The 20,879-nt window shown below is 48.5% G+C and carries 18 protein-coding genes; 15 read left to right on the top strand and 3 right to left on the bottom strand.

Annotated elements, in window-relative coordinates:
* The first annotated feature begins 505 nt into the window (after positions 1-505).
* The gene (locus ACFQI7_RS23075) at positions 506-1,249 is read left to right on the top strand and encodes a CAP domain-containing protein (RefSeq protein WP_230415512.1); all 744 of its coding nucleotides are present in this window, start codon (positions 506-508) and stop codon (positions 1,247-1,249) included.
* A gap of 224 nt (positions 1,250-1,473) precedes the next feature.
* Here ACFQI7_RS23075 and ACFQI7_RS23070 read toward each other — a convergent pair whose 3' ends face one another.
* On the bottom strand, positions 1,474-2,091 hold the full coding sequence (locus tag ACFQI7_RS23070) for a PadR family transcriptional regulator (protein WP_218102107.1): 618 nt from the start codon (positions 2,089-2,091) through the stop codon (positions 1,474-1,476).
* A 131-nt stretch (positions 2,092-2,222) separates the two neighbouring features.
* Here ACFQI7_RS23070 and ACFQI7_RS23065 point away from each other — a divergent pair, with 131 nt between their 5' ends.
* The 7 genes from ACFQI7_RS23065 (at position 2,223) to ACFQI7_RS23035 (ending at position 9,794) form a co-directional block, all read left to right on the top strand.
* Complete coding sequence (locus ACFQI7_RS23065; RefSeq protein ID WP_218102106.1) at positions 2,223-3,431, top strand: FAD-dependent oxidoreductase; 1,209 nt, start codon at positions 2,223-2,225, stop codon at positions 3,429-3,431.
* A 152-nt stretch (positions 3,432-3,583) separates the two neighbouring features.
* A complete protein-coding gene (locus ACFQI7_RS23060) occupies positions 3,584-5,119 on the top strand; it encodes a hypothetical protein (protein ID WP_218102105.1) in 1,536 nt (511 codons plus the stop codon).
* Entirely contained in the window at positions 5,116-7,050 is a 1,935-nt protein-coding gene (locus ACFQI7_RS23055; protein WP_218102104.1) for a TOMM precursor leader peptide-binding protein, read from the top strand. Before ACFQI7_RS23060 ends, ACFQI7_RS23055 begins: the two co-directional genes overlap by 4 nt.
* A gap of 120 nt (positions 7,051-7,170) precedes the next feature.
* Positions 7,171-7,287 (top strand): YjcZ family sporulation protein, encoded by a 117-nt coding sequence (locus tag ACFQI7_RS23050; protein ID WP_230415507.1) that lies wholly within the window; start codon positions 7,171-7,173, stop codon positions 7,285-7,287.
* A 180-nt stretch (positions 7,288-7,467) separates the two neighbouring features.
* Positions 7,468-8,436, top strand: coding sequence for a helix-turn-helix transcriptional regulator (locus tag ACFQI7_RS23045; RefSeq protein WP_218102103.1), 969 nt, complete (start codon positions 7,468-7,470; stop codon positions 8,434-8,436).
* Positions 8,437-8,511: 75 nt separating this feature from the next.
* Positions 8,512-9,120: an SRPBCC family protein gene (locus ACFQI7_RS23040; RefSeq protein WP_218102102.1), complete on the top strand. Its 609-nt coding sequence runs from the start codon at positions 8,512-8,514 to the stop codon at positions 9,118-9,120.
* 185 nt (positions 9,121-9,305) lie between these two features.
* Positions 9,306-9,794 carry a DinB family protein gene (locus tag ACFQI7_RS23035; RefSeq protein ID WP_218102101.1) on the top strand — a complete coding sequence of 163 codons (489 nt, stop codon included), beginning with the start codon at positions 9,306-9,308 and terminating at the stop codon, positions 9,792-9,794.
* A 147-nt stretch (positions 9,795-9,941) separates the two neighbouring features.
* Here ACFQI7_RS23035 and ACFQI7_RS23030 read toward each other — a convergent pair whose 3' ends face one another.
* Both ACFQI7_RS23030 and ACFQI7_RS23025 read right to left on the bottom strand, forming a co-directional pair.
* On the bottom strand, positions 9,942-10,943 hold the full coding sequence (locus ACFQI7_RS23030) for an oxidoreductase (RefSeq protein WP_218102100.1): 1,002 nt from the start codon (positions 10,941-10,943) through the stop codon (positions 9,942-9,944).
* Positions 10,944-11,272: 329 nt separating this feature from the next.
* Positions 11,273-12,100, bottom strand: a complete 828-nt coding sequence (locus ACFQI7_RS23025; RefSeq protein ID WP_218102099.1) for an AraC family transcriptional regulator — start codon at positions 12,098-12,100, stop codon at positions 11,273-11,275.
* Positions 12,101-12,424: 324 nt separating this feature from the next.
* Here ACFQI7_RS23025 and ACFQI7_RS23020 point away from each other — a divergent pair, with 324 nt between their 5' ends.
* The 7 genes from ACFQI7_RS23020 to ACFQI7_RS22990 all read left to right on the top strand — a co-directional run bounded on the left by ACFQI7_RS23020 (position 12,425) and on the right by ACFQI7_RS22990 (position 20,550).
* Positions 12,425-13,756, top strand: coding sequence for an ABC transporter substrate-binding protein (locus tag ACFQI7_RS23020; RefSeq protein ID WP_218102098.1), 1,332 nt, complete (start codon positions 12,425-12,427; stop codon positions 13,754-13,756).
* A 402-nt stretch (positions 13,757-14,158) separates the two neighbouring features.
* Positions 14,159-15,709 (top strand): arylsulfatase, encoded by a 1,551-nt coding sequence (locus ACFQI7_RS23015; protein WP_218102097.1) that lies wholly within the window; start codon positions 14,159-14,161, stop codon positions 15,707-15,709.
* Positions 15,710-15,722: 13 nt separating this feature from the next.
* A complete protein-coding gene (locus ACFQI7_RS23010) occupies positions 15,723-15,851 on the top strand; it encodes a hypothetical protein (protein WP_268966854.1) in 129 nt (42 codons plus the stop codon).
* The gene (locus tag ACFQI7_RS23005) at positions 15,848-16,054 is read left to right on the top strand and encodes a sulfatase-like hydrolase/transferase (protein ID WP_218102096.1); all 207 of its coding nucleotides are present in this window, start codon (positions 15,848-15,850) and stop codon (positions 16,052-16,054) included. Before ACFQI7_RS23010 ends, ACFQI7_RS23005 begins: the two co-directional genes overlap by 4 nt.
* A 150-nt stretch (positions 16,055-16,204) precedes the next feature.
* A complete protein-coding gene (locus ACFQI7_RS23000; RefSeq protein ID WP_218102095.1) occupies positions 16,205-16,453 on the top strand; it encodes a pentapeptide repeat-containing protein in 249 nt (82 codons plus the stop codon).
* Positions 16,454-16,824: 371 nt separating this feature from the next.
* A complete protein-coding gene (locus tag ACFQI7_RS22995; protein ID WP_218102094.1) occupies positions 16,825-18,111 on the top strand; it encodes an ABC transporter substrate-binding protein in 1,287 nt (428 codons plus the stop codon).
* 909 nt (positions 18,112-19,020) lie between these two features.
* Positions 19,021-20,550 (top strand): pectate lyase family protein, encoded by a 1,530-nt coding sequence (locus tag ACFQI7_RS22990; protein ID WP_218102093.1) that lies wholly within the window; start codon positions 19,021-19,023, stop codon positions 20,548-20,550.
* Positions 20,551-20,879: the final 329 nt, after the last annotated feature.

Raw genomic sequence — 20,879 nt, 5'->3', positions numbered from 1 at the left:
TGTTAAATGAAAGTTACCTACCAGCTTTTCGATGGCCACCCCCGTGAGCACCTCCGGAGAGGGGGACAAAAATTTGACCTGTATACGAGCTGCCTGGAGGGGCATAACCGCCGTGACCGCCGTACCCTCCTGGCATACCGCTGTAGGGGTAATACCCGGGAGATGGATAGGATGACATAGGATACGGACCGGGGTATTGACCACCTGGATATGGGCCCGGAAAGGAGCCGGGGAATTGACCGTATGGATAAGCGAACGGGTTATACGCCATTTCCAACCTCCTTATTTTGTAAATTTGATGCTAATACAACGTATGCAACGTAATGAAGGCAAGATGCTTGCCTTCATAAAATAGGGCGGGAGGCTATGTTGTCAGTACAGTAGACCATAATTAAACGGAGTATTCTTCGATTTTGTATGAGGGTCCGGGAATAAAGCGACGTTATTTTGCAAAAACTTTGTTCGATAACATCAATTACTTTGAAGGTTCAAGGGAGGTATTGTTATTAAAAAGCTAATCGTAATCGCCGCGCTATTGGCCGTTACCGGCTGTACGAGCAATAATATGACGAAAAAGCAAGCCGCCGCGGATCAGACCAAGGTTACAGCGCCATCCTCCAATGCCGCTCAAACGTCAAAATTAACGCAAGCCTCTTCCATTTCAACAACGGGTGCAGGGAGTTCTTCGATAAAGATGAAGCAAGTGCCCGCCGATACTTCCAATTGGACGGATTGGTTCAATCGCATGAACGGATCGGTACCATATCCGGCAAATCCTTCTGCTAATCCGCAGCAGCCGTATTATCCGCAGCAACCGGCTGCCAATCCGCAACAGCCGGCCAATCCTCAGCAGTCATACAATCCGCAGCAGCCCGCCGATTCTTCCCAATTTGCGCAGCAAGTATTGGATTTGGTGAATCAAGAAAGAACAAAAGCTGGTTTGAGTCCTCTTAGCATGAATAGCGGGCTGAGCAAAGTGGCTATGGCTAAAGCACAGGATATGTACAACAACAATTATTTTGATCATCAGTCCCCGACTTATGGCTCGCCTTTCGATATGATGAAGTCATTCGGGATCACGTATAGCACTGCGGGAGAAAACATTGCCAAAGGCCAGACAAGCCCGGCGGAAGTGATGAACCAATGGATGAACAGTTCCGGGCACCGTGCGAACATCTTAAACAACAGCTTCACGCAAATTGGAGTAGCTTATTACAATTCCGAGTGGGTTCAAGAGTTTACCGGCTAGAGGGGAAAACAAAATATGTATTTGCCAACACGTCCGTTGCGACGTGTTTTTTTTATTTTAAAGGTGGATGGCCGGTCCTGGCGGAACTTTGACGGCATCTCCCGGTCAAGTGCATCCATTTTTGGAATGAGAGCGACGGTGCGCTGGTTATGCTTCATGAAGGATTGGCACGACTCGCGAAAATAAGAAAATCGCCTTACCCTTCTAGGGGCAGGGCGATTTTTTTAATCTTGGTCGGAAGAGAAAGGAGTAACAAACCAAGTCCAGGCATCTTCCGTTCTCAAAGTAAGCGAAGAATCGTGAATCTCTGCAATAAATCGGTTGAGCCAGTCCATTTCCGCCTGAAGCATGGCGAGTGTATATTCTTGCTCAATCAGGAACAGCCGGTCAACGCCAAGCTGCCGCGTATCCTGCATGGAAGCTTTGACCTGCTCCATTTGAGTGTTCAGGCTCTGCGTACGTTCCTTCAGAAGCTCAAGCGCTTGCTGCGGCGTCAAGTGAGCGAGAAACGACAGCCCGGCGGCAAATTGCGGATATTCCTTGATCGGCGTACGCAAGAGGGATTGCAGCCAATCGAAAAATTCTTCGCGGCCGGCTTCCGTCGGTTCATAGACCGTTCGTTCCGGATGCTTTCCCTCCCGTTCCGTGCCTACCGGTTGGATAAGGCCGTTCTTCACTAACGTTTCCATGACCGCATAGAGGGAGCCTGTGTTCAAACGAATGCTGTCCGATAAGCCGCGATGGCGCATCGTGCTGCCGATTTCGTATGGATGCATCGGTCGTTCATTAAGCAGAGATAAGATCGCGAGAGCGAGCAAATTGCTCCGTTTTGGTTTCGGCATCGAATGCACCTCCTTGTTGTTCCGTTTTTCTTAAACCATAGTATAAACGAAATAAAATGCATTTCAAACTAATTGACAAAAACTACTCTAAAACATATAGTTTAAATAAACTATATCGGAGGGATTTTGATATGAGTGAAATAAATCAAGAAAACAGAAAAGCTCTGATCATCGGTTGTGGCATTGCCGGGCCCGCCGTGGCGATGTTTCTTAAGAAAGCGGGGGTTGAATCGATTGTGTACGAATCGGACCAGCAGCCTGATCACTTCTCCGGTTTGTTCCTTAATGTAGCGCGCAATGGACTGCGCGTCCTGGATGAATTAAACGTCTCTGACCAAATCAAACAACATGGGATAGCCCTCCATGCGATGCGCATGCTGAACGGAAAAGGGAAGCATCTCGGCGATATCGGTCAGCCCTCCGGGCAGCCGCAAGGATACACCATCTTGCGTGGTACGCTGAACAAAATTTTGCGCGATGAAGCCATCCGGCAAGGCATTCCGATCATGTACGGGAAGAAACTTGTTGCGATCGCCAACAACACGGAGACGGAAGTCACGGTACAGTTCGATGACGGAACCTCCGAAACCGGGCAATTTCTAGTCGCTTGCGACGGCATCCACTCCCGGACACGAAAAATCGTTCTGCCTGCCGCCCCGGAGCCGACGTACACGGGTTTGCTGAGCTTCGGAGGGGTACAGCAGAACCGATCGGTCCGGAATGAGGCAGGCGTTCAAACGATGGTTTTCGGCAAAAAAGCGTTTTTTGGTTACATGGTGAGAGAACAGAGCGAAACGTACTGGTTCGGCAATATGGAATATCCCGGAAAACCGACCCGGCGGGCATTAATGAACATTCCGCAAGAGCAATGGCGACGTACGCTAGACGGTTTGTATGCAGACGACATTGCGCCGATTCCGGACATCATTCGGTCCAACCAACAAGAAATCGGCATTTTCCCGATTTATGACATGCCTCCGGTGCCGCAATGGCATCATCGATCGGTTGTATTGATTGGCGACGCGGTTCATGCGACTTCGCCTAATGCAGGGCAAGGCGCGTCGATGGCTGTCGAGGATGCCATGATGTTAGGAAAATGCATTCGCGACATTCCGAATATTCAGCATGCCTTCGCGGCTTTCCAAGCGATTCGCCGGGAGCGGGTCGAACGAATCGTAAAATACTCGCGAACGATCGGACAGCGAAAGCATGCTACGAATCCGGTGCAAGTGTTTTTTCGCGATTTGATGATGCCGATCTTTCTGAAAGCTGCGAATAAGGACGCTCATACCTGGATGTATGATTTTCGGATCGATTGGAATGAGAAGGTGCATGCGTGACGGGAGCGGGCGAGTACCCCCAGCGGCGTAGTCATACAACAAAAAGCGACGACATATTGTAAATCATAATGTGATCGCCCGGGAGAACGCGGGTTGTACGGCTTGGCCGGTTGCTTCACGGTGTAAAAGGATGGGGAAGGAGGCGTGATGCAATGTCTTTTCAGGAAGAGGGAGTGCTCGCGGTCGGATCCGGTCCCATCCTGCTCTCGCTTATTGAGTCATGGTATGAATCCGGTTCATCCAAGCTCGCAGTATTCGTAACAAGCTTCCAGCCGACAGACATGGCAGCCCTCACGAAGCTTGCAGAAGATGCGCAGCGCAGCAACCCGGATGTAACCCTGCATATTGCGGCCGCCGCGGGCGGCGAGGTACCGGATTGGCGGACGATCATACGGCCGTTTTCGTTTATTTTGTATGTGTCGCATTGCGGCGACCTGGAGGAGCTTCGGCAGCTGCAGCATGCCTGTATAGCGGAACGGAAACCGATGCTTCCCGCCATCGTCTTGAAAGGAATCGGCATGGCAGGTCCGCTGCTTCATTCGGACGGAAACGGGAGCTGGGAATCGGCATGGCGGCGCCTCCATCGTACGGTATTCCCCCGGGATGGCGAACCGCATTGTTTTTCTGCTGCGGCTGCGGCCTTATTATCGAATATTCTCGTGCATGAATGGCATATAGCGGCTGCGGGAGCAAAAGAACCGAACTGCGTAAACCAATGTTTTGTACTGAACCCGGCCGCGTTAACCGGAAGTTGGCATCCGGTTACCCCCCATCCTCTTGTATCCGGTTACGAGCCGGCTCGTCCAGTAGAGCTTGAGCTTACCATAGGAGCAAATGATGAGCCCGAGGATCCGGAAGAATGGTATGCCGGTTTCAACCGTCTGACTTCACAGGTGACGGGCGTTTTCCATGTGTGGGAGGAGTGCGATTTAATCCAGCTTCCGCTGGCGCAATGCCTTGTGCAGGCCGCGGACCCACTGTCGGAAGGACCGGCGATGCTTTTGCCGCCGCTTGTCCGCAGCGGACTGACGCATGAAGAGGCGCGGCGCGAATCGGGGTTGGCCGGACTCGAAGCTTATGCCGACCGCATGATCCCGCTGTTGTTTTCCGGATGGTCTTCATCCCGGCACGATGAAATCGGTGTCGGGACGGGGTGTTCCATCGCCGAAGCGGTTGGGCGCGGGCTAACCTCTTGTTTATCCAAAACATGGGGGAAGCGGACGGTTTCTGATGAGCGGGCGATCACGCGTATACATTGCACAGCGGTCGAAGATGTGCGATGCCGGTTTTATTTGCAGGCGCTGAAACGGATAGAAGGCAAACCTCTGATTGCCGTCGGCGAGCCGCTGCTCGGCTTTCCGGTCGTATGGGTTTATTCGGGGTCCTCGTGGTATGGAAGCGTAGACCTTCATTTCACGCTTGCGCTTCGTCGGTCGCTGCAGAAGGCGCTGAGCCAAACCGAAGCGGTAGCGCCTGCTTCAATCGTCTGCGGCCAACAAGAGACACGGACCGTCACGATTGCCGATGGCGAACCGCTAACGTATGCATCGCTGATACAATCGGCTGTTCAACTATTGAAGCAGAGCCATAAACGCCTTCAGCCGTTTGATCTGCGGAACGAATTTTTCCTGGGTACAGGACCGTTCGTAACCTATGGAGTAACAATCGGAGAGGGGGCGTCTCCTTGAATACGGTAGTCGTCATAGGGGAAGGAATGCTTGCGGATAAAGTGTGCAGGCGTTTGTCCGGGTTCTCCGTTGTCCGCAGATCGGATTTCGGTGAAGACATCCCGGCGGCACAGCTGGCACTGGTACTTCAGGATCAAGAACGCTCCTCCTTGCATCTTGAGGCGCAGCAGGCGCTTGAGCCGTTAGGTATTCCTTGGCTATGCGCCTACGTTTCTATGGGGGAAGGAGTCGTTGGGCCGCTGCTTCGTCCGGGGATGATCGGGTGCTTGCAATGCGCGGAAACACGGCGCTCTTTGGCCGGAAGCAACCGTCAAGAGACGGAAGAGATGCTGATGAAGCTCGTTTCACCCGATTATATCCCTAGTTTTGCCAAGGAGATATCTCCGACGGGATTCGGTTATATGGCGCATATGGTTTCGGAGGAAGCGGCCAAGGTGCTGCGCGGTGACCATGCGAATACGGAAGAGCATGTCTACTTGATTAATCTCGGCGACTTGAGCACCACCCTTCATTATGTTCTGCCTGACGGAGCTTGTCCGGTTTGCGGCCGATTGCCGGACGATTCACCGGAAGCGGCCGAAATAGCGCTCAAGTCGTGCCGTAAGCTCGGCAACAGTTACCGCTGCCGTTCGATGAGCGACTTGCAGGAGGTATTGTTCCAGGAGTATTGGGACCGCCGCACCGGGATGTTTAACGACAAGCGATTCGATTTTGCATCGGCTTTTGCCGGGGTGGCCGTAAATCTTCCATTAGGCTATCACGATGAGGTGACGGGAGGCCGTTCGCTTTCGTATGCGGATAGCGGGCTAGCCGCGATTCTGGAAGGTTTGGAGCGATTTTGCGGCATCACTGCCCGCAGCAAACGAACGGTCGTAACGGGCAGCTATTCCCGTCTTCAGGCAGCAGCGCTAGATCCATCCAAGGTGGGGCTTCATACGAAGGAGCAGTACGAGCAACCGGATTTTCCTTTCACACCGTTTGACCCCGAGTCCGAGATGGAATGGGTTTGGGGATACTCGTTCCTGCAGCAGCGTCCGATCCTGGTTCCCAATCTGCTCGCTTATTACAGTCTGGGCTTCGGCGGGGGCTTTGTATACGAGACCTCCAACGGCTGCGCGATAGGAGGAAGTCTGGAGGAAGCTATCTTGTACGGGATTTTCGAAGTGGTCGAGCGGGATTCCTTCCTGATGACCTGGTATGCCCGATTGCAAGTTCCGCGGCTCGATCACAGCACGTCGGGGGACCGGGAGCTGTCGATGATGATCGAGCGGTTTGAGGCGGTCACGGGGTATGAAGCGTACTTGTACGATACGACGATGGAAAACGGAATTCCGAGCATATGGGCAGTGGCCAAGGGTGCAGCGGAGCACAATGCGAACCTGATTTGTGCCGCCGGAGCTCATCTCGATCCGGTTCGAGCGGCCAAAAGCGCCATGTATGAACTGGCGGGCTTGGTTCCGAGGATCGAAGAGCGACGGAGAGAGCGGAGGGCGGAAGCCGAAGCGATGGTTGACGATTCGTTCCTTGTGCAGCACATGGACGATCATGCTTTGCTGTACAGCTTGCCGCAAACGGAAGAGCGGCTTCGGTTTTTGCTGGAGGATCGGCGCCCCGTTCGTACATTCGCTGAATCGTTCCCGGCCGTACCGGCGCATGAAGATTTAACGGATGATTTACAACAAGTGCTTCAGACGTTTCGCAGCTTGCAGATGGACGTCATTGTAGTCGACCAGTCGTCCAGCGAGACACTCCGCAACGGCCTGCATTGCGTGAAAGTGCTGATCCCGGGCATGCTGCCTATGACGTTCGGACATCATCTTAAAAGGCTGACAGGTATCGACAGAGTCCTTGAGGTGCCGAAGAAGCTAGGTTATGCCGATCGCAGGCTGACGCCGCAAGAGCTGAATCCTTACCCGCATCCGTTCCCATAGGCAGATGGCAGACACCTTGCATCATTCGCCGTTATATTTGCACATTTTACTCAAAGCGTCCAATCCCGGAACCTGTTACAATCATACAATTTAGCATGAACCCGGAGGGAGGGCGTTGATATGGGATTGTTTGGTGGTGTAGGTAGCTGCAGCTGTGCAGGTTTGTTCACAAGCACGGCGGTCATTCTCGTACTTTTCATCTTGTTGGTCATTGTTTCTCGTGCATTTGTCATCTAATTTCGGTAAGGTCAGGGGGAAATCCCTCCTGGCTCAGCCTTACATAGGGCAAAGACGGCAGAAATGCCGTTTTTTATTTTGTTTGGAATCCGCTGCGCGATGCCATAGGACATGAGGATGCCCGTTTATGTTAAAATGATAGGCATAGCTGTGAAATCACCGGAAAATCGAGGAAATATTATGTCCAAAGCGGATCATATGCTCGGCATTTTAATGCTGCTCCGAGCCCGAAAAAAAATGTCGGCCCATCAGTTGGCTCAGGAACTGGAAATTCATATTCGAACCGTCTATCGATGTATCGATGCCCTTTGCATTAGCGGCGTGCCGATCGTGTCGGAAACCGGACGCGACGGGGGGTACTATATCCCGGATCATTTTAAGCTGGAACCGCTGTTCTTTGACGTCGACGAACAAAAGTCACTCCTACATGCCGCTCAGTTTGCACGGGAGTCCGGCTATCCTTATGAAAAAGCGTTGAACCGGGCCGTTGCCAAAATTAAGCGGTATGCGGCGTCCGAACAATCCAAACGGCTGGATGCTCAGGAATCCCATCTCGAGGTTGTCCATCCGCCGGCCAATGTGCAGCTCGCTCCCAAGCTGTTGGAGATTGAAAAAGCGGTAGACGCGCAAACCCGTCTCGAGCTTCAATATTACACCGGCTACGAAGGGTCCATGACGATGCGTATATTTGATCCTTACGGCCTCGTCAATTGGAAAGACAAATGGTATGTCGTCGGCTTTTGCCATTTGCGCGGCGAAATCCGCCATTTTCGCGTCGATCGCATTGGCCGGATTCGACTCACCGATTCCGTTTTTGTTCGTCCGTCCTCCTTTTCCGCCCGGGAATCTTTGCTGGAGAGCCTGCTCCCGGAGACGGGCGATGAGTCAAGTGAACATCTCGTTTCGGTTCAAATTCAGGGACTTCCTCAAGCAATGAACGATTTGTGCGGTCACTGGCTGTTCGCCCGCACCCTCGTCGAGCGTACGACGAATTGGGCGCATTTCAAGCTGGACGAGCATAGCTTGTACCTTCATGCACCTTACTATCTTTTATCGTTCGGGGGCAAAATACAAATATTGGAGCCTATGGAGTTGAATGTTTGCCTAATGGAAATCGCCGAATCGCTGGCACAATATTATCAAACGTGACATGGAAACACTGGCCTGGTTTGTCAGTGTTTTTGTTTTATAATAAGGCTATACAGGATTGAAGGAGGGACACAGGTGGCCGGCTCTATCTTTAAACAGGACGTTAAGGAAGCAACTGGATTGGAGTGGGAACAATGGGTCATGAAACTTCAACAGACGGTGAATGCATCGTGGTCGCATGAGCAGATCAAAGATCACATCGGCGAACAATTCGGCGTCACGGACGATTGGGCAGAGTGGCTCGCCGTCATGTACGGCGAATTGCTGGGTCGCATCCCCGTTGGCGTTACGAAGGACGCGGGCGTACAAATTGGCGTTCGAAGAACGATAGACATGACCAAAGAACAAGCTTGGCACTTTCTGACCTCTCCGCAAGGAATGGCTCTTTGGATCGGGAACGTTACCTCATTTCAGTGGCATAAAGGCTCTGAGTTCGTTTCAGAGGAAGGCGTCTCCGGCAAATTGACGGTCGTCACGCCTTTTCAAAAGCTCCGCTTGACATGGAAGCGCCCGGAATGGGACAAGCCGTCGCGATTGCAGATCTATTTGTTATCTACGAGTTCCGGTAAGACGACGATTGCGTTTCATCAGGAAATGCTGGAAGACATCTATATGAGGGACATGATGAAACGTCATTGGGAACAAGTATTGGGTCAAATCAAAAATGAGGCGGAGCTTATGTGATGAACAAATTCAGTCATATCGCATTTGAGAGTGAACTCTTGGGAACAAGACCCGTGCGGCAATACATTCAAAATGGTTCATCGCCTCAATTAATGTAAGCTATAACAATAGCAATCGGGAAGAAATGCCTTGATTTGATCTATGGTATATTTGCGTAGTCAAGTAAATCGAGGAGGGTGAATGATATGCATGATTGCGAACGATTGATTGCAGAACTGAAACAGGAAGCGGCGTTAACGCGAAGCGTGCTCGAACGGGTTCCGCAAGACAAGCTTTCCTGGAAACCGCATGAAAAGTCGATGTCGTTGGGTCAACTGGCTTTGCATACCGCCGGGGTAACGGGAGGCGTAGCCGAGCTATTGGATGAACGCATTCGCGAAGCTCCGGTCGTTCCTTTGCCTGAAGCAGTGTCGCTGGACGAGATTTTATCGGCGCTTGACCAATACGTAACATTGGCCGAAAACAAGCTTCTGGCGTGGGGAGAGGCCGGTCTCACGGAGACATGGAAGCTCACGAGCAAAGGCACTACCATCGTGGAAGCGCCGCGAATCGATATGGTGCGCACCTTGATGCTCAATCACTGGTACCATCATCGGGGACAACTCACGGTCTATCTTCGGCTGCTTGAGGTGCCGGTCCCGGCGATTTACGGTCCTAGCGCCGACGAGAGGTAGAGGAAGAATCTTTGACTGCTTCATGGACAAGTTCCGGGAACGATATGTTTCGGGAACTTGTTTTTGTTTTCTAACGCAACAAATTCTCCCCCAACATCTCGCATCTCGCTCGCTAGATTTATGTGAAAAGCAGTTTAGCTTTTCTTGTTATCCCGCGTAACAAACGCGTTCCTCCAGTATTAATAAACGTTCCGCATAATCCGGGTCCTCTAATAAAGGGCGGCCGATGGCGATACAATCGGCTAATTGATCCTCAAGTATACGGTTGGCAAGAGTGCGGGTATATATTTTTCCGACGGCAATGACCGGAATGTTGAAATGTTGTTTGATCGCAGCCGCGTGTGGCAGCTGGTAAGCGGTGTATACGTCGTTTGGCTGAATGGGGAGAAGCCCGCCCGTCGAGACATGAATCCCATCCAATTCGGGTTCGAGCGGTTTTAGCATTCGCGCCCACGCTTCAGGAGTCAGCCCCCCTTCGCAATAGTCGGTGGCCGAAACCCGTACGATGACGGGATAATCCCTGCCCACTTCCTCCCTAATCGCGAAAAGAACCTCTTTCAAAAACCTTGCCCGGTTCTCCGCAGCACCGCCGTATGCATCCAACCGTGTATTGGATAGCGGCGATAAAAACTGGTGAATTAAAAAACCGTGCGCCGCATGAATCTCGATTCCGTCAAACCCCGCCTCTACGCTCCGTTTCGCCGCCAGCCGGTATTCTTCGATGATGTGTGCAATACCTTCAAGAGACAGTGCCTTCGGAGTGCCGTAATGATCGTCGAACGCAATGGCGCTAGGCGCAACCAATGAATCCGTGACTTCAGGCGAAGATTTTCTTCCGCCGTGCGACAATTGGATAAAAACCGGGGTTTGGTGGGCGTGGACGGCGTCCGTGATTTTCCTCAAAGGTTCCACGTGCCGATCCGTATAAATGCCAATATCGTTTTTCCACAGTCTTCCATTTGATGAAACGGCGGTCGATTCCAAAATAACGAGCCCTACATGTTTGGCTCTTCGGCCGTAATGTTCAATGTGATGGTTAACGGCGTACGCTTCGGGAGTACCCATGTACTGCTGCAATGGCGCCATGATCAGCCGGTTTTTCAAGCTTAACCCGCCTAAGCGGATGGGATCATTTACGGTTAAAGTCATAATGGAGTCTCCTTTGTAATGTGATAGTGATATTTTATTATGGATGAACGGAGATTCACATATCATTATTAATGAAAAATGATTCGTTTAGATTAATTAATAATTTAATTTAGGTATTAAAACTTAAATAATGAGCGATACGTCAAAAGCAAACGCATCGTCTCCGATTTGCTTCTTCCCGGTTACCTCGAACGCTTGATGATGCGGATTGGACACGCCGGTAAAGCGCGCATCATATCGAATCCGGAAGTCTCGACGTTAACAGCTCGCCGAGAATGGATGGAGATGTACCGTAAAAAGAGGCGGCTCTTTGACGGGCTGTCCTCTCTTTAATGAGTTTTATTTTGCGATCGGAAGATGCTAGGGGACATGCCGGTCTTTTTCTTGAATAGATTGGAAAAATATTGCGGATCCGCGTATCCCAAATGATAACAGATTTCGTTAACGGTAAGCGGTGTATCCAGAAGCATCATTTTTGCCGCATCGATTTTTTTCATAAGCACATAATTGTAAACGGTCGTGCCTGTTTCCTTTTTAAACAGCCGGTTAATTTGTTTAAAGGAAAGTCCTATATGCTTGGACAGTTGATTGGAATTAAAGGGGATCTGGATTTGATTATTCAAAAAATGTTTAATTTTTTGTACTTCTTCGGAATAGGAGTTTTTTCTTTCGTTTTTCGTATTCGACAAGCGAATAACAATCTGAAGAAAAATAATCGGCATTATATCAAGCATTTCCTGGGGCTTTTCGCTTTGTGCTAGCTGAATCGCTCTTTGAAACAAAAGTCCTGCCGACATATCGGACACCACAATGCTCTCCGACAGCCTATAAGCATGCAATAATGCAACCGCTAAATCTCCCTTGATATTAAACCAAATATAGTTCCAAGGTTCTTCGCTTTCGGGATTTGCGAAAACCCGGTGATAACGCCCGGCGGGCAAAACGAATACATCTCCTTTTTTGGGGTGAAAAGACGAATCGTCCAAAGTGACATTTCCTTCTCCCGACAACACATACCCGAGTACGGTAATCCTCGATTTTTTTCTGATGTTCAAGTAGTTGGAGTTACAATAATTGATTCCGATCAAAGCTATAGTGATTGGCAGATCGTGATCAGCCGAGGGGAACTGGTAGATTGGACCGCGTTTCATTTCCATTTAGCTCACCGCCTAAGTCCGTCCGATTATAGTGATATCTTGAATTTCTCCAAATCTTATTGATTTCCTCTCTTACGTTCCCCAAGTTTCCTTTTTTGTCTTTATTCCTCATATTAATGTCTTTATTAAAGGGTTCTTTTATCAAAAAAAACATGTAAAGATAAGATTAATAAACGAAAGCGCTGTCATTAGTTTGTAAGGAAATGCAGCGCTTTAACATCACGTGGCTCGTTCATAGTCATATGACTAGAAAGCGGGATCAGGGAAGAATGGAGAGCAAGAACAGAGCTTATGACCTGGCAAATAAAGGGGGAGGTCTTCACAATGGTTAAGGTTAATAAAACGGCAAGTCTCATCTTGGCTACTGTTTTGGTGTTTTGTGCTTCGGCAGGCTGCACAGCAGGCGGGGGTGGCAGTAAAGACAACGGAAATGAAAAGCCAATCGATCGTCAAGAGCCCGTAACATTGACGTTTTATTCTATGCCCGCATTCAAATTGGACCAGATTCAAACCCATATTATCGAGCCTGTGCGCAAGAAGTTTCCGCATATTACGATCGAGGTTGTGGACAACACTTCCGGAAAGAAGATTGATGAAGTTGTTAATCAATTCGTTACGGCGAATGCCATTCCGGATTTTATGCTCACGAATTACAGTACGGTTCGAACCTTAAAGTCGCTGGGAATTGCTTTTGATTTATCTTCTTTAATCAAGGGCAATAAGGTGGATGTTGCTAAATTTATGCCGAGAGCGATTGAGTACTTAAAACTGTACAGCGAACAAAATGAACTGTATTCCCTTCCGTTTTTCATCAATGTGAACACGATGTCTTACAATAAAGACATATTCGATAAGTTCGGAGTGGCCTACCCTCGCGACGGGATGACTTGGGAAGAAATTTCAGATTTGGCCAAAAATTTGACGAGAAGCGTGGATGGCGTGGATTATTTGGGGGTAAACCCTAACAGACCTTACGTTATAGCACCTCAGCTTTCATTGGATGTGATCGACCCGAAGACAGGCAAAGCTGCCGTAAATAACGACGGCTGGAAGCGGGTATTTCAATTGTTCCAAAACATTTACAGCATTCCAGGCAATGTACCCAAAAATCAGAACGATTTTTGGGGAGCCAAAAATTCGTTCTATAGAAATCAAAACCTTGCCATGAATTTACTGTGGTGGGATCAAACCGTCGGCGGCTTGCAGGAGTTGCAAAACGGCAATAAGGAGTTTAAATGGGATTTGATCACGGTGCCCATATTTGCCGAGAAGCCGAAGATGGGGCAGTGGCTGGATCAATTCGATATGACCATATCTTCCCAAAGCAAGCACAAGGAGGTGGCTTTTCAAGTCATCGATTATTTAACCTCCGCAGAATATCAAATGGAGCTGAGCAAGAACGGCTACATTAGCTCATTAAACTACCCGGCTATAAAAGAGCAATTGGGAGCCAACTTGCCGTTTCTGAAAGGGAAAAATGTACAGGCCTTGTTCAAGATGGATTACTCTAAGCCGTTGTCGCGGTTAAATTTCGATGTCAATGAGCTTATGAACCCTTTCTACGTTGGGATGGTTTACAACAATAAAGACGTCAATACGACACTCCGGGAGCTGGAGGAGAAGCTTAATCAGGCCATTCAGGAAAGCGGCAGGTAAAAGCAGGATCGAAGAGAGCGGGCTAACACGGATACGGAGGAGAACATATGGCAGCAATGATTCATGTCAAGAGGCCGAATATTTTACTTATTTTGACGGACGCCGCAAAGGATCAGAGGAGCGATTTATATCCCGGCCAAACTGTATAATGTCACCAGATGTGGAAGTATTACGACTACGCTGTAATTGAGCGGGATCTCGGAGATGCGAAGCAGTTGAACCTGAACGCGCTGCGGATTTGGCTGAAAACCGGCCCGCGAAATTATTTGCACAGATAAATTGAAGGAGAAATAACTTCATTATTTAACGGGAACGGGAGCATCACATCGATAGTAAGAAGCTTGGCTATGTGCTGCTATCAGGGAATGCAATCTATTTAGCTCAGGATGGAGAGGATTCGAATTGAATCATAATCAAAGTGAAACGAACCGTAAACCGAATGTCATTATTATACTTGCAGACGATATGGGCTATTCTGATCTGGGCTGCTATGGCGGATTTGCCGAGACGCCGAATCTTGACAGACTGGCCTACAACGGCATCCGCTTAACCGAGTTTTACAACACGGCGAGGTGCTCGCCGTCAAGAGCATCGCTGCTTACCGGTCTGCACCCGCATCAAGCCGGCATGGCCCACCTTCAGGGCCGCTATGGTCCGTACACGAAGCAACTTAACCAAAATTGCGTCACGATTGCGGAAGTGCTGAAGGAGAATGGCTATGGAACGTATATGTCGGGCAAATGGCACGCAGGCGTCATACCGCCGCACGAGAGAGGCTTCGATAAGGCGTACGTCTATCCGGGAGGAGATTTCTTCAAACAGGAAGGCATTGCCCTAAACGGGGAGAAGCTGCCGGTTGGTGGCGACCCCGATTACTATTCTACCGACGATATGACGGACAAGGCTGTAGGCCTGATTGAACAGCATACCCGGCAAAAGCCCGACCAGCCTTTCTTCTTGTACATGGCTTATACGGCACCGCACTTTCCGCTGCAAGCGAAGGAAGAGGATATCAAGAAATATAAGGGGCGATTCGACGAAGGCTGGGATGATCTTCGCGGGCAGAAATACGAGCGGATGAAGCGAATGGGCCTCATCAAACCCGGCTGCGAGCTATCGCCGGCAGACACCTCGGCAGCGGAACCATGGGAGAATGAACCGCACAAAGAGTGGCGACTGCGGGCGATGGAGGTTTATGCGGCGATGATCGATTGCATGGACCAGAATGTCGGGAAGCTGCTGGCGACGGTCGAGAACTCGGGGCAGCAGGACCATACGCTGATCATTTTCTTATCCGACAACGGGGGCAACGGGGAGTTTCCGGTCATTAAAGATCCGAGCCTACTGCCGGGCGGTCCGGAATATTATGCGCGCAACGGACATTACGGCTATGGCTGGGCTAACCTGTCGAATACTCCGTTCCGTATGTATAAGCACTACATTCATGAAGGCGGTATTGCTTCTCCGTTTATCGTTCATTGGCCGGAGCGGCTCAAAAGCAAAGGAGCGATTTTAGGCACGCCGGTCCAGCTTCCTGATATTATGGCAACGGTCGTTGATGCCACTGGCGCCGTATATCCCGAAACGTACCATGATTTCCCGATCATCCCGATGGAAGGCGTCAGCATGCTGCCGATCTTCGAAGGCGGCGAATTCTCGAAGGAGCTGTTATTCTGGGAGCACGAAGGCAACTGCGGTGTAAGACGCGGCAGCTGGAAATTGGTTAAGTTTTTCTCGAAGCCTTGGGAGCTGTACAATCTGGAGACGGACGGATCGGAACTTCATGACGTGTCCGGTCAATACCCGGAGATTGCCCAAGCGCTCGGCGAAGAATATGTGCGATGGACGCAAAGGGCTAATGTTTACCCGAGAGAGCATTATCAACTGTACGATAAACGGAATGTGCAGAACGAACAGGTCGTCGACCTGACGAACGTGAAACGCCCCGGCTAAGGCGCGGAACCGAATGGCGCAGGCAGCAGTAGAAGCGAGCGATACGTTCGATCCGCAGTTCGACGCCAATCTTAACCGCATTCGTTCGAATTATTTCGGCATGCTGCGGTTGATTGACGACCTGCTCCAGCGGCGCTTGTGAACAGTCTGGAAAGCAGAGGGCTGCTCAAGAACACGATTATTGTTTTTCTGTCCGATCACGGCGACTTTGTAGTGGAATACGGTTTAATTAAAAAAGGATTGGAGCTGCCTGACATGCTGCTGCGTATCCCGCTGCTGTTTACCGGTCCCGGCATCCGGGCCAGCTCAATGCCGCATGACTTTCGGACGAACCTATTAATATGAAAGACGCCAAGTAATTAATATAACTAGAAAAATTCTGAGTAATCTGCCCGTTCGAAAACAAGCGATGGATCGGTTCCATCGCGACGCTATCGTAACCAGTTAGGTCAACGCCTCTATTGAATAGAATCGGTAATAGGGAGGATTATACATATGAACGAATGGGGAAATGGAGCAATTCAATTGCAGATGACCGATATTTCAGACTCCAAATTTAATCAAGTCGATGCTAAAAGGCTCACGTTTCAAGAAGTGGACTGGGCTGGAACACAAATCAACTGTGCAAATTTGGAAGGAGTATCTCTAAACGATGTGAATTTGACGGGGGCCAAAATATCTATTGCAAATATGAGCGATATTGTTTTTGAGAAAGCGCAAATGACCGGTAAGCTTCCCAAATAACTCTGTTTAATGGGATGTCAAGCTTAAAAAAATTACATAAAATTTAGGGAAAATGGATTGACGATGTATAGGGTATCGACTAAGATAAAAATAACTCGGTGAATATTACAATCAAAATTTTGATTATATTTTTCATAATAATGAAAGATTGATTGAAGGTGATTATGGATTCAATAGAGGATGATCCTCATTTTTCGGTTCAGTCATCGGATTGAAGAACAACCATCGGATCACGACGGATTGGGATGCTGCTGATGAGAAATATCGGAAAGGGACAACGCTCCCGCCAAGTGATCGAAAGTTCTGGCAAATCAACTACGTGCGGCCATCGGAAAGCGGTACTACCATTCTGCTCTTCATGGAGGGTCATAATGAGGAAATTTGCGTTGATCTGTGCAAGCGGTATGCTTGGAACGTTGTTTTTGGCGGGATGCGGAAACGAGGCGACGACGACCGGCGAACCGGAGAAAGTAAAGGAAAAGCCCTTGGAACCGGTAACCTTGAAATTTTATCAAAGCGGTGCTTATTTGTCCGATCAAGACTTTAAAGATTTGCTGGCTGAACCCGTAAAGAAGAAATATCCTCATATTACGGTGGAAAATGTACTGACCAAGAACGATTTGCCCCAGCTGGTAGCGGCCGGAGAGCCAGCGGATTTCTTCATCACCTGGAACGGGGGCTTATCGTATTATAAAGACCTGAATGCTTATTTCGATTTGTCGCCGCTTGCGAAGCAGCATAACTTCGACTTGAACCGGTTTGATCCGGGAACGCTCAATGCGATAAAAGCCGTTTCCGATAAAGGAGAGCTGTATGCACTCCCCTATGCGATAAATTTGAATGCGCTATACTATAATAAAGACATCTTCGATAAATTCGGCGTATCTTATCCGAAGGACGGCATGACCTGGGAGAACGCCATTGAGTTAGCCAAGCTTGTCTCGCGGACGGACGGCGGCAACAAGTACCGCGGCCTGGAGATTGATAGCTGGCAGCGTGTTGCATTTCCGTTATCGCTCGTACCCGTAGACGCGAAGACGAATAAAGCGACGGTCAATAACGAGCAGTTTAAAAGGGCGTTTGAAACCGCCAAGCAAATGTTTTCCGTGCCGGGCAACGACTATATCAACAGCAGCTCCGCGGCTTGGGATCGTTTTATTAAAGACAAGAACGTGGCTATGACCGCAACCGTCAACTTATTTTTGCGATTTAAGGATACGCCCGATCTGAAATGGGATGTCGCCCAGTTCCCCAGCTACAGCGACAAGCCGAATACTTATGGCATGTATGATCTGCACGTCATGATTCCGCTGAAATCCAGCAAGTCGCGGGACGACCAAATGCGGGTGATGGAAGTTCTGTTCTCCGACGAAGTCCAGACGGCACTGGTCCGGAAAACCGCCAGAGTGTCTCCGATGAAGGATCCGAAGTATGCCGAAAACTTCGGGGCCGACGTTGCTGTGATGAAGGGGAAAAATGTGGCCGGTATTTTCAAAAGCAAGCCTGCGCCGGCGCCTGAGTTTTCGATCCACTATACGAAGGCAGCCAGTCTGGTCACTGGGGAATACGATAAGTATCTCAAGGGCGGCCAGGACGTGAACACGGCTTTAAGGATCGCGGAAGAAAAAATTACCCAATACATCGAATCGCAAAAATAGGCTGCATGACAAAGGGAATCTTCCATCCTGCTTAGATCGCGGGTGTGGAGGCAATGTGGGTTTTTGAAAATCCCACATTCGAAAACAAACAAGTAAGAGATAACGTAGATCATTACGTTTCAAGGCTGACGATCTAAAATATTGAATAATTTTAAAAACATCTAAAATCACCGTCAGGCTGGCGGTGATTTTTTAATTAAAACGAATAATCCGGGAATGTGGTAAAGTTCTTGTCATTTATGTCCTCAAGTTCTTGTCAAAATTTGAATTCGTATGTAAACCCGTTGGTGGGGAGTTGTTAACTGTTAGCAATTAATGGTTGGAAGGAAATCCCTCCGAGCCAAAATTCAAAGCGGCCTTCGGCGCAGACATGCCGGTTCTAAAAGGAAAGAACATTCAAAGTATAATTAAAAGCCAATCGGCCTCGGCTCCTCCATTCTCGATCCATTACCCGTGACATCCTCAGTAATCGATTTCAGCAATATGCTGACGGCAAAAAGGATATGAACACATCACTGTGGGACGCTGAAGAGCAAACCAATCAGTATATTCTGGAAAATACAAAGTAATTTACACCCAGAACATGATCTCATTCCCCATGCGTTTCGGCTGAAAATGAGGTAACTCCCCTATAACTAAGATATACGCCCCCCATAAGTATGTTGGAAATTATTGATATAATGATGTAACGGTTTTAATTTGAACCAGAACTGTCCAGAGATAACGTTTTTTCGCTTCATGAGAAAACAGGCCTGGTCAAATATTATAAAGCGGCGAAGATTCTTCATACATAACTGAAAGGACAGTCGCGGACAGAGGAAGGAGGCTTTCGGTAGAAGATTGATCCGTTCGAATTCGCTTTGTTTAAGCCATTGCGCGGTTTTTACGAATGTAAAGGAGGATGTGTTCATGCTTAAACGGAATATGTCAAAAATGAAGAGGATCTGTGGAATTTCAGTTTTCCTATCGGCGGCCTTATCGTTAATCGGGACGACCGGTATCAATGTCAATGGTGCAGCAGCTGCAACAAATGATATCGTTGCTTTTCCAGGTGCAGAAGGCGGAGGAAAGTTTGCCACCGGTGGACGCGGAGGTGATGTTGTTTATGTTACTAATCTTAATGACAGCGGACCAGGTTCATTTAGAGATGCAGTAGGCACCTCTAATAGAATCGTTGTTTTTAAAGTTGGAGGAACCATCGAATTAAAAAGCGACGTAGTTGTCAAATCAAATGTGACAGTAGCGGGTCAGACAGCACCCGGCGGCGCAGGAATTACATTGAAAAACTATAAAATCGGTCTTGGCGGCGATAATATTATTCTTCGCTTTATCAGTTCTAGGCCAGGTGAAAGAGGGGTTCCGAAGGATTATGATGCATTTGGAGGTTCAAACGGAAGCAACTCTATAGTAGATCATGTTTCGATAGGCTGGGCAAATGACGAACAATGGGGACTTTATTCAAATAATAACAATTATACGGTACAGTATTCCATCATCGGTCCGTCTAATTCATTTTCATACCATTCTAAAGGGATTCACGGGTTTGGGGTTATGCTCGGTCGGGCTAATGCTTCATGGCATCATAATCTAATTGTTCACAATGTATCTCGAAATTTCAGAGGAAAAGTGGTAGGAACAAATACAATTGATTTTACTAATAACGTTATTTACAATTGGGGCTATCAAACGGCTTATGGAACGCTTGGGCATGAAAATTATGTAAATAACACTTTGAAAATGGGCGTTTCAACCAAAGGCGGCTTTAATTATATAAGTGTTGGCGATAGTGGCACAAGTCCTGAAAACTATTCTATTTATCTAAAGGGGAATCGTTTTCTTACTAGGGACAACACAGATTACAGCACGTTTACCTCAGATAACTGGACAGGAATTAGTTATGGCTCTGGAACAACGGAACAAAATACCCGTTCCGATGTTCCATTCGAAATGGTTGTAAACGGTGTAAACGTTTCCACCGCTGTCTATGCGGAAAGGTCAGAGGATTCCTACAATCATGTGCTGCATTATGCCGGTGCAGCGATAAGTGCGAATCAAAGGACCGATATCGACAAGCAGGTTGTTCTTGAAACAAGGACGGGGAAAGGATCGCTTACAGGTGCAAGACCTTATTCCGAAGCTTCCGATGAACAAAAAGCAGAGCTTGATAAATACCATATCGAGACCGGTATTGTATATAAATATCCCAATGCAGTGTTGAGCGGCGCACCAACCGACACGGATGAAGACGGTATGCCTGATGACTGGGAGAAGGCGAGAGGGCTTAATCCAAACAGTGCTTATTCATCTGATGGTACCCTCGAAACCAGAGGCGACTACTGGGGGAAGGGCTATACAAATATTGAATATTATATCAATGATTTAACAGTTCATGCATTCCCAGCCAATATGGTGCAGCTTTCTCCCAAGAAAGGAAAGTAATCATTTAGAGTATTTAGAGTGGATAGCTTAAAAAATAGCCAATAAAAGCCTAAAAGGTGTAGTTTCCTTTCTTGAGAAAAAGGAGGCTGCACCTTTTTTCTGTCTACTGTATTCGTCTAAAACCTAAAGCGTAATGTACGCCGTTATTCTCCGATTAGGTAGTACTCGGAGAAACAGGTAGCAATGTAGCCGCGTTGTGCTAACTGGCAGTTTACATTATAAAGATGTACTTCGAAAGAAATAATTTCATCTCTACAAACGAACATACGCTCGGTAAAATCGACGTGAAATGGTAATTAATGGGTATATGTTTTTGGGAGGAAATGAAA

This window comes from Paenibacillus allorhizosphaerae (assembly GCF_042659105.1).
Lineage (GTDB): Bacteria > Bacillota > Bacilli > Paenibacillales > NBRC-103111 > Paenibacillus_G > Paenibacillus_G allorhizosphaerae.
Note: the sequence above shows the minus strand (reverse complement) of the source record. Positions and strands in the feature narration are given on the sequence as shown.